Source organism: Citrobacter sp. CF971, assembly GCF_006385635.1.
Taxonomy (GTDB): domain Bacteria; phylum Pseudomonadota; class Gammaproteobacteria; order Enterobacterales; family Enterobacteriaceae; genus Citrobacter; species Citrobacter freundii.
This window is the reverse complement of sequence record NZ_CP041051.1, coordinates 1761150-1775975: the sequence shown is the minus strand read 5'-3', so window position 1 is coordinate 1775975 and position 14826 is coordinate 1761150. Positions and strand designations below refer to the sequence as shown.

General features: G+C 50.6%; 11 protein-coding genes. 1 reads left to right on the top strand and 10 read right to left on the bottom strand.

From position 1 onward, the window contains the following. Positions 1 to 38: 38 nt before the first annotated feature. From lpxK to E6P06_RS11855, 10 genes are all read right to left on the bottom strand, one after another. Positions 39 to 1016: a tetraacyldisaccharide 4'-kinase gene (lpxK, locus tag E6P06_RS11900; protein ID WP_044701579.1), complete on the bottom strand. Its 978-nt coding sequence runs from the start codon at positions 1014 to 1016 to the stop codon at positions 39 to 41. Continuing rightward, on the bottom strand, positions 1013 to 2761 hold the full coding sequence (msbA, locus tag E6P06_RS11895; RefSeq protein WP_003035784.1) for a lipid A ABC transporter ATP-binding protein/permease MsbA: 1749 nt from the start codon (positions 2759 to 2761) through the stop codon (positions 1013 to 1015). Before msbA ends, lpxK begins: the two co-directional genes overlap by 4 nt. Before the next feature lie 36 nt (positions 2762 to 2797). Next, positions 2798 to 5062 carry a ComEC family protein gene (locus tag E6P06_RS11890; RefSeq protein ID WP_139935264.1) on the bottom strand — a complete coding sequence of 755 codons (2265 nt, stop codon included), beginning with the start codon at positions 5060 to 5062 and terminating at the stop codon, positions 2798 to 2800. A gap of 206 nt (positions 5063 to 5268) precedes the next feature. Further along, complete coding sequence (gene ihfB, locus E6P06_RS11885; protein WP_003035780.1) at positions 5269 to 5553, bottom strand: integration host factor subunit beta; 285 nt, start codon at positions 5551 to 5553, stop codon at positions 5269 to 5271. A 159-nt stretch (positions 5554 to 5712) separates the two neighbouring features. Continuing rightward, complete coding sequence (rpsA, locus tag E6P06_RS11880; protein ID WP_003035776.1) at positions 5713 to 7386, bottom strand: 30S ribosomal protein S1; 1674 nt, start codon at positions 7384 to 7386, stop codon at positions 5713 to 5715. A 113-nt stretch (positions 7387 to 7499) separates the two neighbouring features. Beyond that, positions 7500 to 8183: a (d)CMP kinase gene (gene cmk, locus E6P06_RS11875; protein WP_003035772.1), complete on the bottom strand. Its 684-nt coding sequence runs from the start codon at positions 8181 to 8183 to the stop codon at positions 7500 to 7502. A 171-nt stretch (positions 8184 to 8354) separates the two neighbouring features. Continuing rightward, positions 8355 to 9116: a M48 family metallopeptidase gene (locus E6P06_RS11870; protein WP_003836891.1), complete on the bottom strand. Its 762-nt coding sequence runs from the start codon at positions 9114 to 9116 to the stop codon at positions 8355 to 8357. Between the two features lie 138 nt (positions 9117 to 9254). Continuing rightward, complete coding sequence (gene aroA, locus E6P06_RS11865; RefSeq protein ID WP_003836893.1) at positions 9255 to 10538, bottom strand: 3-phosphoshikimate 1-carboxyvinyltransferase; 1284 nt, start codon at positions 10536 to 10538, stop codon at positions 9255 to 9257. Positions 10539 to 10607: 69 nt separating this feature from the next. Beyond that, positions 10608 to 11696, bottom strand: coding sequence for a 3-phosphoserine/phosphohydroxythreonine transaminase (serC, locus tag E6P06_RS11860; RefSeq protein WP_139935263.1), 1089 nt, complete (start codon positions 11694 to 11696; stop codon positions 10608 to 10610). Positions 11697 to 11908: 212 nt separating this feature from the next. Next, positions 11909 to 12601: a DUF421 domain-containing protein gene (locus tag E6P06_RS11855; protein WP_003035760.1), complete on the bottom strand. Its 693-nt coding sequence runs from the start codon at positions 12599 to 12601 to the stop codon at positions 11909 to 11911. A 136-nt stretch (positions 12602 to 12737) separates the two neighbouring features. Here E6P06_RS11855 and ycaO point away from each other — a divergent pair, with 136 nt between their 5' ends. Then, the gene (gene ycaO / locus E6P06_RS11850) at positions 12738 to 14498 is read left to right on the top strand and encodes a 30S ribosomal protein S12 methylthiotransferase accessory factor YcaO (RefSeq protein ID WP_016149860.1); all 1761 of its coding nucleotides are present in this window, start codon (positions 12738 to 12740) and stop codon (positions 14496 to 14498) included. The last annotated feature ends 328 nt before the right edge of the window (positions 14499 to 14826 follow it).

Genomic DNA, 14826 nt, shown 5'->3' with positions numbered 1-14826 from the left:
TGGCCTCATAAATGATTCGCTGCCGCAGCGTGAATCAGTTAGCGAGTCAGCGAGATTAAGCTATCCAGCAACATGTCAGGCCGATCGCCTGACAAATGTGCGTCAACAGGTAAATACCACCAGTTTTCATCGGCAAATGCCCGGCACTTAACCGCATCTTTTTCCGTCATCACCAGCGTTTGCCCGGCGTTTACAAACGCACTGACGTCACTGTAGGTCAGAGACTGATGGTCTGCCAGCGCAATGCTTTTTTGCACGCTGGCACCGCATGCTTTCAGCGTGGCAAAAAAACGCGGAGGGTGACCAATGCCCGCCATGGCGACAATATTGGGCAATTGCGCTACATCACGGCGTTCGCCTGTACGTAAATTAACGGCCAGCCCCGGTTCAAGTCGCATAGGGATTTCCCCTGGTTGCGCAACGCCACCGTTAACAATAGTCGCATCCACCGATTTTAGACGACCTGCGCGTTCCCGCATTGGACCAGCGGGAAGCCACCAGCCATTGCCAAACCGACGTTCGCCGTCAATAACCACGATTTCAACATCTCGCGCCAGACGATAGTGCTGTAGCCCATCATCGGTCACAATAATCTGCACGTCATGTTGGGCCAAAATGGATTTTACCGCATCCGATCTTACCGGGGATACCGCTACCGGCACGCCGGTACGTTGGGCGATCAGCACAGGTTCATCACCCGCTTCTGCGGTAGTGGTCTCTGCGGTCAATAACAACGGATAAGCGGCCGCTTTCCCGCCGTACCCACGCGACACCACGCCCACGCGAATCCCGCGTTGCTGCAGTTGTTCAACCAGCCAAATCACCACTGGTGTTTTGCCATTGCCGCCGGCTGTAAGGTTTCCGACCACCACAACCGGTACTGGCGCGCGCCAAGCGCGTTTCAGCCCAAGCTTGTAGCATAGGCGGATCCCACCACTCACCAGGCCATAAAGCCAGGAGAGTGGAAGTAACAATCGCCACAGCGGCGATTCACCAGACCAGATACGTGCGATCATTGACCGAATTGCATTTTGTGTAATTGCGCATAGACCCCGCGCTGCTCAATCAGGTCGCTATGGGTTCCGCGTTCGACAATCAGACCATCCTCCACCACGATGATTTCGTCGGCTTGTTCAATGGTTGAAAGACGGTGAGCAATGACCAGAGAAGTACGGTTTTTCTGTAGCTCATCCAGCGCAGACTGAATCGCACGTTCAGATTCGGTATCAAGAGCTGATGTTGCTTCATCAAGGATCAGAATTGGACTGTCACGCAACAAGGCACGGGCGATAGCGATACGCTGACGTTGTCCGCCGGAAAGCAGGACGCCGTTTTCACCAATCACCGTATCCAGACCATTATCCATCTTGTTGATGAAATCCATGGCGTAGGCCATCTGTGCCGCTTTTTCGATCTGCTCACGACTGTACATATCGGTACGCGCGTAGGCGATGTTGTTGGCAACCGTATCGTTAAACAGGTGCACATTCTGCGAAACCAACGCAACCTGATCGCGCAGGGATGCCAGGGTATATTCGCGCAGATCGTGTCCGTCCATCAGAATCTGCCCTTCATCAATATCGTAGAAGCGCGTAATCAGGCTGGCGATGGTGGATTTTCCTGAGCCCGAACGGCCAACCAGAGCAACGGTTTTACCCGCGGGAATATTCAGGTTGATGTTACGCAGAGCCGGTACTTCACGTCCCGGATAGGTGAAAGTCACGTTGCGGAACTCGAGATCGCCGGTAGCACGCTCGATAACACGTTTACCTTCATCTTTCTCCTGTTCGCTATCCAGAATCGTAAATAAGGTCTGGCATGCCGCCATACCGCGCTGGAACTGCGCGTTGACGTTGGTCAGCGATTTCAACGGACGCATCAGCGCGATCATTGAGGAGAAGACAACCGTAATTGTCCCTGCCGTCAGGTTTTCCATTACGCTTGGGAAGCTGGCCGCATATAACACGAAGGCCAGAGCCAGAGACGCAATCAACTGGATGATAGGATCGGAGATAGAAGAAGCGGAAACCATCTTCATACCCTGCAAACGCATCTTGTTGCTGACCTTATCAAAGCGCTTGGTTTCGACTTCCTGACCACCAAAAATCAGAACTTCTTTGTGGCCTTTCAGCATCTGCTCCGCACTGGTCGTAACCTGCCCCATAGTGTTTTGCATGTTTTTACTGATGCTACGAAAGCGCTTGGAAACCACACGGATCGCCACTGACACAATTGGCGCCAGTACAATCAGGATCAGTGACAGCTGCCAGCTGTAATAGAACATCATGATAAACAGGCCAATGATTGAGGCCCCTTCACGTACCACGGTGATCAGCGCGCCGGAAGACGATGACGCGACCTGCTCTGAATCATAGGTAATACGTGACAACAGCGTACCTGTAGACTGTTTATCAAAAAAGGAGACTGGCATGCCCATCATATGACCAAACAGGCGGCGACGCATGGTCATGACCACTTTGCCTGACACCCATGAGATACAGTAGCTGGAGACATAACTGGTTAAGCCACGAACTATCATCAGCCCAATGACCACCAGCGGCATCCACAGCAGCACCGAACGATCCGTTTTACCAAAACCATCATCCAGTAATGGTTTAAGGAGCGATAACATGAAGGTATCGCTGGCCGCGTTAAGGACTAACGCTATACCCGCCACGATCAGACCCGATTTAAAAGGCGCTATGGTTGGCCATAGTCGGCGAAACGTCTGCCACGTAGAGAGATCTTTATCGTTATGCATTCAAAAAACCAGCATTTGTTAGAATAGCCGCATATTCTACCCGTTATCCTCCGACACGCCAAACCACTGATGATACCAACGAGGTAAAATCTGATCCCGCAAGCTGTGTATTCGCCAGTTTTTTTGGTAAAAATCCAGCGTAATCTGCCCCTGATGTGATGTATCCAGCCATTGATAATTTTGTTTCCGATAACGTTGCTTCACTTTCCAGGATGGCAGACGCCAGGCGTTGTAACGGGATGCAGAGGCTAGTGCGGCCTGCCCGTCAACTCGCTGAATGAGTGCCAGTGATGATGAAGTATTGCTGCCATGATGCGGAACCTGCATCACCGTAGACTGCAGATGCTGCCAGTAGTGACTTAGCATTTTTTGTTCAGCGGGAGACTCAATATCGCCGGTCAGCAGAACACTCTGATACCCATCATCAACTTTAACCACGCAGGAGTGGTTATTTCCCTGCCCTGTATTTCCAAGCACAGGCCAGTGCGCACTGAAGGTTAACCCTTGCCATTGCCAACGTTCTCCGCGAAAACACGGGAGGTGTCCTTTCCAGCCTAGCGGACTTCTTATCCATAGTGATGGCCAGACTTGTTGTAAGGAGTGCAACCCTCCCCGGTGATCCATATGTTCATGGCTTAAAATGACCCCTTCCGGCTCCAGATTATGCCAACGCAACCAGGGAATAATCAGCTGTTGCGCGCTATCGCCTTCAGGCCATGCCAGACCGGTATCGTAAAGCAGCGCTTTTCCATTACGCACAATCACCATCGCCAGCCCCTGCCCGACATCCAGCATATGCACTTGCCACACATCTGTACGCGGTGCACGCCAAAGCGGCCCACTCAGCAAAAGTAGCGCAGAGAAACAGACCACCGGTAGCGTACGCAAGATATTTAGTCGCCATGCGATAATCATCATTCCGGGTAAAAATGCGAGCCATTGCCAGCGTGCATCAATATTGATCCACCCTTCAGGCAGGCTCCTGAGCCCCCAAAATAGTAGCGCCAGAGAACGATCCGCTAAATACCACAGATTCGATTCAATCATCACCAGTCCGGCTAAATGCACGATCATGCCTGCTAATATCAAGGGTACGGAAACAAACGTGACCAAAGGGACGGCAAACAAATTAGCCGGAAACGAGGTCAGACTAAAACCGTGAAACAATGCGATTTGTACGGGAAGAAGCAGAAGCGTAATACCCAATTGCAGATGAGCCAGCGCCAGAAATTGACGACCAGCACGCGACAGCGGCCAGTCCGGGAGCGGTACCCATTGGTACCAGAACAGCAGTGCCGCAACGGCGGATGCAGACAACCATAGACTTTGCGAAAGAACGGCAACAGGATCCACCACCAGAATGGCTGCCAGACAGCAGATCCATACCGACCATCCGCTCCACTGCCTGCTGCTAAGTCTTAGCGCCCCCCAGACTAGCAGCGCAACAACCGTTCGTAATGCCGGGGGTTGCAGCCCCGTCAGCCAGGCATATAATGTGGCGCAGATAATCCCACCCACTAATGGAACCTGCCAGCAAATCCATCTGGCGGGCATAAAAAATTGTCCCGCGCGAATTATTCCGCCAGCCAGAAGTGCAGCAAACGCAATATGCAGCCCGGAGATTGCCATCAAATGAGCCGTGCCGGTATCACGCATAATCGTTTTCACCTCTTGTGACACGGACAAGCGCTCACCCATTCCCAGACCCAGTATGACCTGCTGCCAGGGATAGTCGGCGAGTACCGTTTTCAATGAGTCGAGAAATCGCGAACGCAAACTGCATTGTGGTGTGATAACCGAAGCCTGTAAGAATCGCCCCGTCAACGGTTGATGCTGCGTCAATGCGTAACGCTGGCTATCAAATCCGCCTTCGTTTAATTGACCGTGTACGGCGCGGACTTTCAATGTCATCGCCCATGTCTGACCCGCACAAACATCACCGGGTAAATACTGTCCGTACAAGACGATTCCTTGTGCAGGAAAGATTCGTCTCCCCTGAAGGTGAGTGATTTGGCCGTAGTGCGTTGTCATATTGTCAGTTCCGGTTATCTGCACAATGGCTTGCTGGGTTTTCGCAGGCAGCGTATTACCGGCCCACAGAGCCTCTTTCGCAGCCAGGATTCCCCAAAGAAAAAACAGCAGGGTTAGTCCGGCGGAACGTATATATTTGTGGGGGAGAAAACAGAGCAGACATGCCAAACAAAATACAATGCCGATACACAACATGCCTGGCAGCGTAGGTAATAGCATGAGTGGGAGAATGCCGAATAATGCACACGTACTCACCGTTGTTATTTTCATCAATAACCTCCCTGTTACAGGGAGTGTGCAGTACTCTTCGACGATTGTCTGGCATCAATTTATCGTTATACGACCTGAGTTCCGCAGACATTTAGTGTGGGTTGTAACGTACAAATTAACTGGGATGAGGATTCCAGGATAGGCGCACAGAAATGAAAAAAGCACCCATGTGGGTGCTTTTCTCGGCGTTAAGTCTCGCTAAAAACTTAACCGTAAATATTGGCGCGGTCGCGCAGTTCTTTACCTGGTTTAAAGTGCGGAACGTATTTCCCTTCCAGATCCACTTTATCGCCGGTCTTCGGATTACGTCCGGTGCGTGGTGCGCGGTAATGCAAAGAGAAGCTGCCGAAACCGCGGATTTCAATACGCTCGCCCTGCGCAAGAGTCGAGGCCATATGTTCCAGCATCTCTTTAACTGCATCTTCAACCGCTTTCGCGGGAATATGAGGTTGCTGGGTTGCAAGTCTTTCAATCAATTCTGACTTGGTCATGATTCCTCCGGTTCCTTAAAGGCATAATTAGCTGCTGCATTGATTAAGGGCGGCCGTAGCCGCCCTTTGTCATTGATTACAGGACGAATCCTGTAATCTGTCAAGCTACTCGTCATCCTTTGTGCCGTTAACAGCACAAAGGATTTAGAGCACTCGATATTACTCGCCTTTAGCTGCTTTGAAAGCTTCAGCCATTGCGTTGTTAGAGAAGTTAGCATCTTCCTGTTTGTTAACAGTTGCGATTGCATCTTTCTCATCAGCTTCGTCTTTAGCACGAACAGACAGGCTGATTGCACGGTTCTTACGATCAACGCCGGTGAATTTAGCTTCAACGTCGTCGCCTACGCTCAGAACCAGAGTTGCATCTTCAACGCGGTCACGTGAAGCTTCAGAAGCGCGCAGGTAACCTTCAACGCCGTCAGCCAGTTCTACGGTTGCGCCTTTAGCGTCAACTGCAGTGACTTTACCGTTTACGATTGCGCCTTTCTTGTTCAGTGCAACCCAGTTGTTGAACGGATCTTCTGCGAGCTGTTTAACGCCCAGAGAGATACGCTCACGCTCTGCGTCAACCTGCAGAACAACTGCTGCGATTTCGTCGCCTTTTTTGTATTCACGAACTGCTTCTTCGCCTGCAACGTTCCAGGAGATGTCAGACAGGTGAACCAGGCCGTCGATGCCGCCGTCCAGGCCGATGAAGATACCGAAGTCAGTGATAGACTTGATTTTACCTTCAACACGGTCGCCCTTGTTGTGGGTTTCCGCGAACTGCTGCCATGGGTTGTTTTTGCACTGCTTCAGACCCAGGGAGATACGACGACGTTCTTCGTCGATATCCAGAACCATAACTTCCACTACGTCGCCAACGTTAACAACTTTGGACGGGTGGATGTTTTTGTTGGTCCAATCCATTTCGGAAACGTGAACCAGGCCTTCAACGCCTTCTTCGATTTCAACGAAGCAGCCGTAGTCGGTCAGGTTGGTCACGCGACCAGTCAGTTTGGTACCTTCTGGATAACGCTTAGCGATAGCTACCCATGGATCTTCGCCCAGCTGTTTCAGGCCCAGAGATACACGAGTACGCTCGCGGTCGAACTTCAGCACTTTAACAGTGATTTCGTCGCCAACGTTTACGATTTCGCTCGGATGCTTAACGCGTTTCCATGCCATGTCGGTGATGTGCAGCAGGCCGTCAACGCCACCCAGATCAACGAATGCACCGTAGTCAGTGAGGTTCTTAACGATACCTTTAACTTCCATGCCTTCCTGCAGGTTTTCCAGCAGCTGATCGCGTTCTGCGCTGTTTTCGGATTCGATAACGGCACGACGGGAAACAACAACGTTGTTACGCTTCTGATCCAGCTTGATTACTTTGAATTCAAGCTCTTTGCCTTCCAGGTGCAGCGTGTCGCGGACCGGACGAACGTCTACCAGGGAACCCGGCAGGAACGCGCGAATACCATTCAGCTCAACAGTGAAGCCACCCTTGACTTTGCCATTGATAACACCAGTAACGGTTGCAGCTTCTTCGTAAGCTTTTTCCAGCGTGATCCAAGCTTCGTGACGTTTAGCTTTTTCACGGGACAGCAGGGTTTCACCGAAGCCGTCTTCTACTGCATCCAGAGCAACGTCAACTTCGTCACCAACCTGGATTTCCAGCTCGCCCTGGGCGTTTTTGAACTGCTCTGCCGGAATGGCGGACTCAGATTTCAGACCAGCGTCAACCAGTACTACGTCTTTGTCGATAGCAACAACAACACCACGAACGATGGAACCCGGACGGGTTTCGATTTCTTTTAAGGATTCTTCAAACAGTTGAGCAAAAGATTCAGTCATGTTTAATCTTCAGGTTTCATATTTAACGTCCACCTGGCTCCATGCCGGATGGGGTTGTTTAACATACCCGCTGTCAATCCATTGCAACGGGGGTACTGCAAATTCGGTCGCACTTAAGCGAGAGCCAGTTTTTGGCGCGCGTATTGTAACGCTTTTTCAATCACTTGCTCAATGCTTAATCGGGTTGAATCCAAAACTAAAGCATCAGCAGCAGGAACCAGCGGCGCTACAGCACGGTTACGATCGCGATAATCGCGTTCTTCGATCTCGGCCAAAAGGCGTTCAAAGTTAACACTAAAGCCCTTCTCCTGCAACTGTAGCATACGTCTATGCGCACGTTCTTGCGAGGAGGCGTCCAGAAAAATTTTCACCGGCGCATCCGGGAACACCACGGTCCCCATATCACGTCCATCAGCAATCAGACCTGGGGTTTCGCGAAATGCGCGTTGACGACGTAAAAGCGCTTCACGCACGCGAGGAAACGCCGCGACCTGAGAGGCGGCATTCGCCACTTCCTGGGTACGGATTTCACCGCTGACATCCTCACCTTCAAGAATGACTTCAAGGTTGCCGTCTGTTGAGATAAAACGCACATCCAGGTGTGAGGCAAGCGGTACCAGAGCATCTTCAGAAGTGACATCAACATGGTGATGTAACGCTGCGAGCGCCAGTACGCGGTAGATCGCGCCTGAATCTAACAGATGCCACTGCAATGCTTCCGCCATTGCCTTGCACAAGGTGCCTTTTCCTGCACCGCTTGGGCCATCAATGGTAATAACCGGGGCAATTGCCGTCATCTTTTTCTCCTTAAACGGGCGTACATTAACGTGAACGCCGCGCATTATACGCGCCAACGCTAATGATCGTTAATACAGAGTGTAAAAACCCGATTAGTCTGTAACGATATGTGGAAGAATTGCGCAATTATAGCGGGCTGGCGAGAAACCAGCCCGGAAGATGGCACTGTTTTACTTTTTATCTGCTGCGATACGTTCACGCATATGCTGAGCGCGATCGTCAGATGCCGGATGAGAATCCATCAGTGATTTTGCATGGCCTGCGTCCATCGTGGCAAACTTATCAAACGCAGTCACTAACCCCTGACGGTCAATACCGCGTTTTTTCAGCAAATCATAGGAAAAGTCATCCGCATCCGATTCCTGGCTACGGGAGAAGGCTGAGTTAATCACACCTTCCGCCAGATCGCCCAACTGAGACTGGGAAAGCTGAGAAGCGACGCCGCTGGTCGCAGAAATAGCATCGCGCGCAGCAAGTGTGGCATACGCGGTCTGCATTGCTTTACGTGAGTGCCCTAAAGAAACATGGCCCAACTCATGACCCAGCACGCCTTCAATTTCATTGTCGGTCATCAGGTCCATCAAGCCCGAATAAACACGTACACATCCATTCGCCATTGCCCAGGCATTGATATCACTGGTCATATAAACTTTATAGTTGACCGGCGTTCCATCAATGTTATTACCCAACGCTTTCGCAATTTTATTCAGACGCTTAGTGTATTTGCTTTTTGCGCCCGCCAGCTGGTTTTCACTATCCATCTGCTTACATGAGCTGTTAGAGAGGGATTTGACATCAGCGTCGGTAAGCGTCGCAGCTTTATAAGCTGCCATACCAGAACTGGCAACAAGGTCGCCATTTACGCCATTTTTACAACCTGCCAGCAACGTAGCGGAAACCGCCAACGCCAAAAAGAGTGATTTATTTTTCATGCTAATCTTCCGATGATATTTATAATAAAAACAAATAAATAAGTTAAATCATCCACAAGTTAGCATTAGTTGTAAGCGTAAAAACAGTGCGGTTACGGACACAGAAACGCCAGTCCGGGGACCGACGTTTCGTGAGGATCAGGCAGATGTACTAATACGCGCCAGCTGTTCGAAATAATCCGGGAAAGTTTTGGCGGTACATTTTGGATCAAGAATGGTCACAGGCGTGTCAGACAGCGCCACCAGCGAGAAACACATCGCCATGCGGTGATCGTTATAGGTCGCGATGTCCGCAAATTGCAATGTTGCAGGCGGGGTGATGCGGATAAAGTCATGCCCCTCTTCCACTTCCGCGCCCACTTTGCGTAACTCCGTCGCCATCGCGAACAGACGATCGGTCTCTTTGACGCGCCAGTTGTAGATATTACGTAATGTTGTGGTGCCTTTCGCAAACAGCGCCGCCGTTGCAATGGTCATCGCCGCATCAGGAATATGGTTCATATCCATATCCACTGCGTTCAACTCGCCGCGAGTACAGGCAATAAAATCGTCGCCCCATGTAATGGTAGCACCCATTTTTTCCAGTACATCGGCAAAACGAATATCACCCTGCATGCTGTTACGGCCAATCCCGGTAACTTTTACCGTACCGCCTTTAATGGCACCCGCCGCGAGGAAATAGGAAGCGGAAGAAGCATCGCCTTCAACCAGGTATGCACCCGGTGACTGGTACTGCTGCTGCCCCTTCACGACAAAGCGCTGGTAGTTTTGATTTTCAATTTCAACACCAAACGTTTTCATCAGGTTCAGTGTGATATCAATGTAAGGTTTGGATACCAGGTCACCTTTAATTGCAATCGTCGTATCCTGCGGCGCAAGCGGCGCAGTCATCAGCAGCGCAGTGAGGAACTGGCTGGAAACGCTACCGTCTACCTCAACCTGGCCACCGGTAAAGCCACCGCGCAGACGTAAAGGTGGATAGTTTTCCTGCTCCAGATAGTCAATTTTGGCTCCGCCCTGGCGCAGCGCATCAACCAGATGACCTATCGGGCGCTCTTTCATGCGCGGTTCGCCCGTCAGCACGATGTCATTGCTGCCCAGACATAGCGCTGCGGCCAGCGGGCGCATTGCGGTTCCGGCATTACCAAGGAACAGTTCCACTGAGCCTTGCGCATGTAATGCACCACCATTGCCAATAATCTCGCAGCGGGTACGATCAGCAGAAAGGGTATAGCTAATCCCTAACACATTCAGAGCATTAAGCATATGGCGAACATCATCGCTGTCCAGCAGGTTGGTCAGGACAGTGGTGCCATTGGCTAATGCGGCCAGCAGCAAAGCGCGGTTAGAAACACTTTTGGATCCAGGCAGATTGATTGTGCCATCCACCCGCGCAATGGGTTGTAACGTCAGGGATTCCATGAAACTCGACTCTCAAAAACAGACATAAAAACCCCACAGACGGGCTGTGGGGATGAAAAGTACAGCAGATTAGCCGCGACGGCGTTCAAAATCGACCATGAAATCGGTCAGTGCTTTTACACCTTCAAGCGGCATTGCATTGTAGATGGACGCACGCATACCGCCGACCACACGATGCCCTTTCAGCGCATGCAGGCCCGCAGCAAAAGACTCTTCCAGGAACAGTTTATCCAGTGCGCTGTCAGCCAGCTGGAACGGTACGTTCATGCGTGAACGGTTGGATTTAGCCACATCGTTACGGTAGAAATCGCTGTTATCAATTACGCCGTACAGCAGTTCCGCTTTTTGCTGGTTAATCTTATCCATTTCATTAACACCGCCCTGCTTTTTCAGCCATTTAAAGACCAAGCCAGACAGATACCAGGCAAAGGTTGGCGGCGTATTGAACATGGAATCGTTGTCATTCAGCACGGTATAGTCGAGGATTGACGGGCATGAAACATGAGCTTTACCCAGCAAATCTTCACGGACGATGACAATCGTCAGGCCCGCCGGGCCGATGTTTTTCTGTGCACCGGCATAAATTACGCCATAACGGCTAACGTCAAGCGGTGCGGAAAGAATGGTAGAGGACAGATCCGCCGTGACCACAACGTTACTGGCAAAATTCGGCGTTTCATCGATCGCAATGCCATCGATAGTTTCGTTCGGACAATAGTGCAGGTACGCCGCGTTATCAGAAAGCTGCCATTCACTCATCGGCTTAACAGCGCGCAGGCCGTCCACGGTGACTTTGGCATCAATAACGTTTGGTGTGCAGTATTTTTTCGCTTCTTTAATTGCACTGGCGGCCCAATAACCGGCATCGACGTAATCCGCGGTGGTTTTATCCCCCAGAATATTTAACGGGATACCCGCGAACTGCCCACGACCACCGCCATGGCAGAACAACACTTTATAGTTGGAGGGGATGCTAAGAAGATCACGAAAATCCTGCTCCGCTTCCTCGGCGACCTGGATGAATTCTTTGCCACGGTGGCTAATTTCCATCACCGACGTGCCAAGACCGTTCCAGTCGCGAAGATCCTGTTGAGCCAGTTTAAGTACTTCTGCCGGTAGCATTGCCGGACCTGAACTAAAATTAAAGACCTGAGCCATTTCCCCTCACCACGTTGTGTTGTTGTCCAATCAACATCCTGTCATTGACGATAATCCGGTGACAGACATTGGTATAAGTTATTCCTGTGGATATCGGTTTTATCATTCAGTGACACGCGCCGCAATGGGTAAAACTGACCAGGGTAAAAATGTGTCATTGGTCACACAACAGAATCTATCGGATTGACGGGTAAAAACCGAGATTTTTGCTGTCAAGTAACCCGTTTTTCCCGACTGGCCTTCGACCATTCTGGATTTGCACAGCGTGGACATAATTGATGATCTCCGGCGTTCATTTGCACCACTTCGCTACAACGTATACAGGCATAGTCTCCTGCTTCAGGCATTACTTTAAATCGTTGCGTACAGTGCTTAGGTAAAATACTGAGCCCCGGCTTTACGTCTTCATCGGCAAAGAAGTAGACGCTGATTTGTCCATTCGTCTCCAGAATAGCCAGTTTCACCTGTCCCAATTGCTCCACGCCGTTCAAACGCAGTTCCATAAAGAATTCAAATTCCGTCATATTGGCACTATTGAGCTTTGACCATGCCAGTTCGCCGTCTTCAATGATCACGACGGGTTTGCCCTCCAGCAGGTCCTCCATTTTTTCACTATGCGCCATTAGCCACATCACCAACCGATACAGCACAGCAAGAGTAATAAAAACCACCAGCACTGGCAGCATCGGGACATCGTCATAGAATGCCACGTCTCCCGCTGCAGAACCCAGCGTAAGGATGATCAGCACTTCAAAAAGCGACATCTGGCGTACGCCGCGACGTCCGGTGATTTTTAAAAACAGAAAAACCAATATAAAGGTGTAGAGGCTGCGTAACGCAACTTCCCCCAGAAAATCCATGGGCACCTTATCAAGCGCCATACGGTGCAAATCGAAAGCTTTCATTAATATGCTCTAAACGTGGTTGGTTGTAAGAAAGCATAGCCAATGCTTTTATTTACGCCTGAGCTCCGGCGGCGATAGCGCCGTTCATTGAAAACCCGTATCATTGCGCGCTTTCCGTACGACAAAAGTGATTTTCATGACGCAAACATTTATCCCCGGCAAAGATGCCGCTCTGGAAGACTCCATCGCTCGCTTCCAGCAAAAATTGCTCGACCTCGGTTTTCAAATTGAAGAAGCCTCGTGGTTGAATCCCGTCCCTAACGTCTGGTCTGTACATATTCGCGACAAAGAATGCGCGCTGTGCTTCACCAACGGTAAAGGCGCGACGAAAAAAGCGGCGTTGGCTTCCGCGCTGGGCGAATACTTTGAGCGTCTGTCGACTAACTATTTCTTTGCGGATTTCTGGTTGGGCGAAACTATCGCCAATGGCCCGTTCGTGCATTATCCGAACGAAAAATGGTTCCCGCTGACAGAAGAAGACGATGTACCAGAAGGTTTACTGGATGCACGTCTGCGAGCGTTTTACGATCCAGATAACGAACTGACCGGCAGCATGCTTATCGATCTGCAGTCTGGTAATGAAGAACGTGGCGTCTGCGGCCTGCCGTTTACCCGTCAGTCGGATAACCAGACTGTCTATATTCCGATGAATATTATCGGCAACCTGTATGTTTCTAACGGCATGTCCGCGGGTAACACGCCTAACGAAGCGCGCGTTCAGGGCCTGTCTGAAGTCTTTGAGCGTCATGTGAAGAACCGCATTATTGCGGAAAGCATCAGCCTGCCGGAAATCCCGGCCGAAGTCATGGCGCGCTATCCGGCTGTGGTGGAGTCCATCGCCACACTGGAAGCTGAAGGTTTCCCAATTTTCGCCTACGATGGCTCGCTGGGCGGCAAGTATCCGGTGATTTGCGTTGTCCTGTTCAACCCGACCAACGGTACCTGCTTCGCTTCCTTCGGCGCACACCCGGATTTCGGCGTGGCGCTGGAGCGTACCGTCACTGAACTGCTGCAGGGCCGTGGTCTGAAGGATCTTGATGTCTTCACCCCACCGACCTTCGACGATGAGGAAGTGGCAGAACATACCAACCTTGAAACTCACTTCATCGATTCCAGCGGTTTGATCTCATGGGATCTGTTCAAGCAGGATGCCGACTATCCGTTCGTTGACTGGAATTTCTCTGGCACCACGGAAGAAGAGTTCGCCACTCTGATGGCCATCTTCAATGCTGAAGATAAAGAAGTGTATATCGCTGACTATGAGCACCTGAGCGTTTACGCGTGCCGCATTATTGTGCCGGGAATGTCTGACATCTATCCGGCAGAAGATCTGTGGTTAGCTAACAACGCTATGGGCGCCCATCTGCGTGACACCATTCTCTCTCTGCCGGGCAGCGAATGGGATAAAGAAGACTATCTCAATCTGATCGAACAACTGGATGAAGAAGGCTTTGACGACTTCACCCGCGTACGCGAGCTACTCGGTCTGGCGACCGGTGCAGATAACGGTTGGTACACCCTGCGTATTGGCGAGCTTAAAGTGATGCTGGCGCTGGCCGGTGGCGATCTGGAGCAGGCGCTGGTGTGGACAGAATGGACGATGGAATTTAACGCCTCCGTCTTTAGCGCGGAACGTGCAAACTACTATCGCTGCCTGCAAACATTGTTGCTGCTGTCTCAGGAAGAGGACCGTCAGCCGCTGCAATATCTGAACGCATTTGTCCGCATGTACGGCGCAGAGGCGGTTGAAGCGGCAAGTGCGGCATTGAGTGGCGAAGCGCCATTCTACGGGTTGCAAACCGTTGATAACGATCTGCAAGCTTTCCCGGCGCATCAGTCTCTGCTGAAAGCCTATGAAAAACTGCAGCGCGCGAAAGCGGCACATTGGTCAAAATAATGACAGTCAGCCTGCGCTAAGTAGGCTAAAAGTATTGTCTGGGATATATTACGGGGCGCTTTAAGCGCCCTGTTTTTTTATTTTGGTCAAATCGGAAAATAAATGTAAAAACAAGGTTAAATATTAGTAGTTGATATTAAAAAAATTAGCATATTAATGTGGTTTTTTATCTCAATTACTCCATTTTAATTAACCGTCTGACAGGAGACAAAAAGAAAAAATTCAACTCACTTTATAATTTTTAAAATTTATTTTTATATGGATAATCAACAAGTTACTCCGTAATCGCATAAAAACCATGCGTCTTGTGGGCCTATAAGCCAGGCGA

Excerpts from the sequence above, each read along its gene's own strand:
- lpxK (WP_044701579.1), bottom strand. The coding sequence starts at position 1,016 with ATGATCGCACGTATCTGGTCTGGTGAATCGCCGCTGTGGCGATTGTTA.
- msbA (WP_003035784.1), bottom strand. The coding sequence starts at position 2,761 with ATGCATAACGATAAAGATCTCTCTACGTGGCAGACGTTTCGCCGACTA.
- E6P06_RS11890 (WP_139935264.1), bottom strand. The coding sequence starts at position 5,062 with ATGAAAATAACAACGGTGAGTACGTGTGCATTATTCGGCATTCTCCCA.
- ihfB (WP_003035780.1), bottom strand. The coding sequence starts at position 5,553 with ATGACCAAGTCAGAATTGATTGAAAGACTTGCAACCCAGCAACCTCAT.
- rpsA (WP_003035776.1), bottom strand. The coding sequence starts at position 7,386 with ATGACTGAATCTTTTGCTCAACTGTTTGAAGAATCCTTAAAAGAAATC.
- cmk (WP_003035772.1), bottom strand. The coding sequence starts at position 8,183 with ATGACGGCAATTGCCCCGGTTATTACCATTGATGGCCCAAGCGGTGCA.
- E6P06_RS11870 (WP_003836891.1), bottom strand. The coding sequence starts at position 9,116 with ATGAAAAATAAATCACTCTTTTTGGCGTTGGCGGTTTCCGCTACGTTG.
- aroA (WP_003836893.1), bottom strand. The coding sequence starts at position 10,538 with ATGGAATCCCTGACGTTACAACCCATTGCGCGGGTGGATGGCACAATC.
- serC (WP_139935263.1), bottom strand. The coding sequence starts at position 11,696 with ATGGCTCAGGTCTTTAATTTTAGTTCAGGTCCGGCAATGCTACCGGCA.
- E6P06_RS11855 (WP_003035760.1), bottom strand. The coding sequence starts at position 12,601 with ATGAAAGCTTTCGATTTGCACCGTATGGCGCTTGATAAGGTGCCCATG.
- ycaO (WP_016149860.1), top strand. The coding sequence starts at position 12,738 with ATGACGCAAACATTTATCCCCGGCAAAGATGCCGCTCTGGAAGACTCC.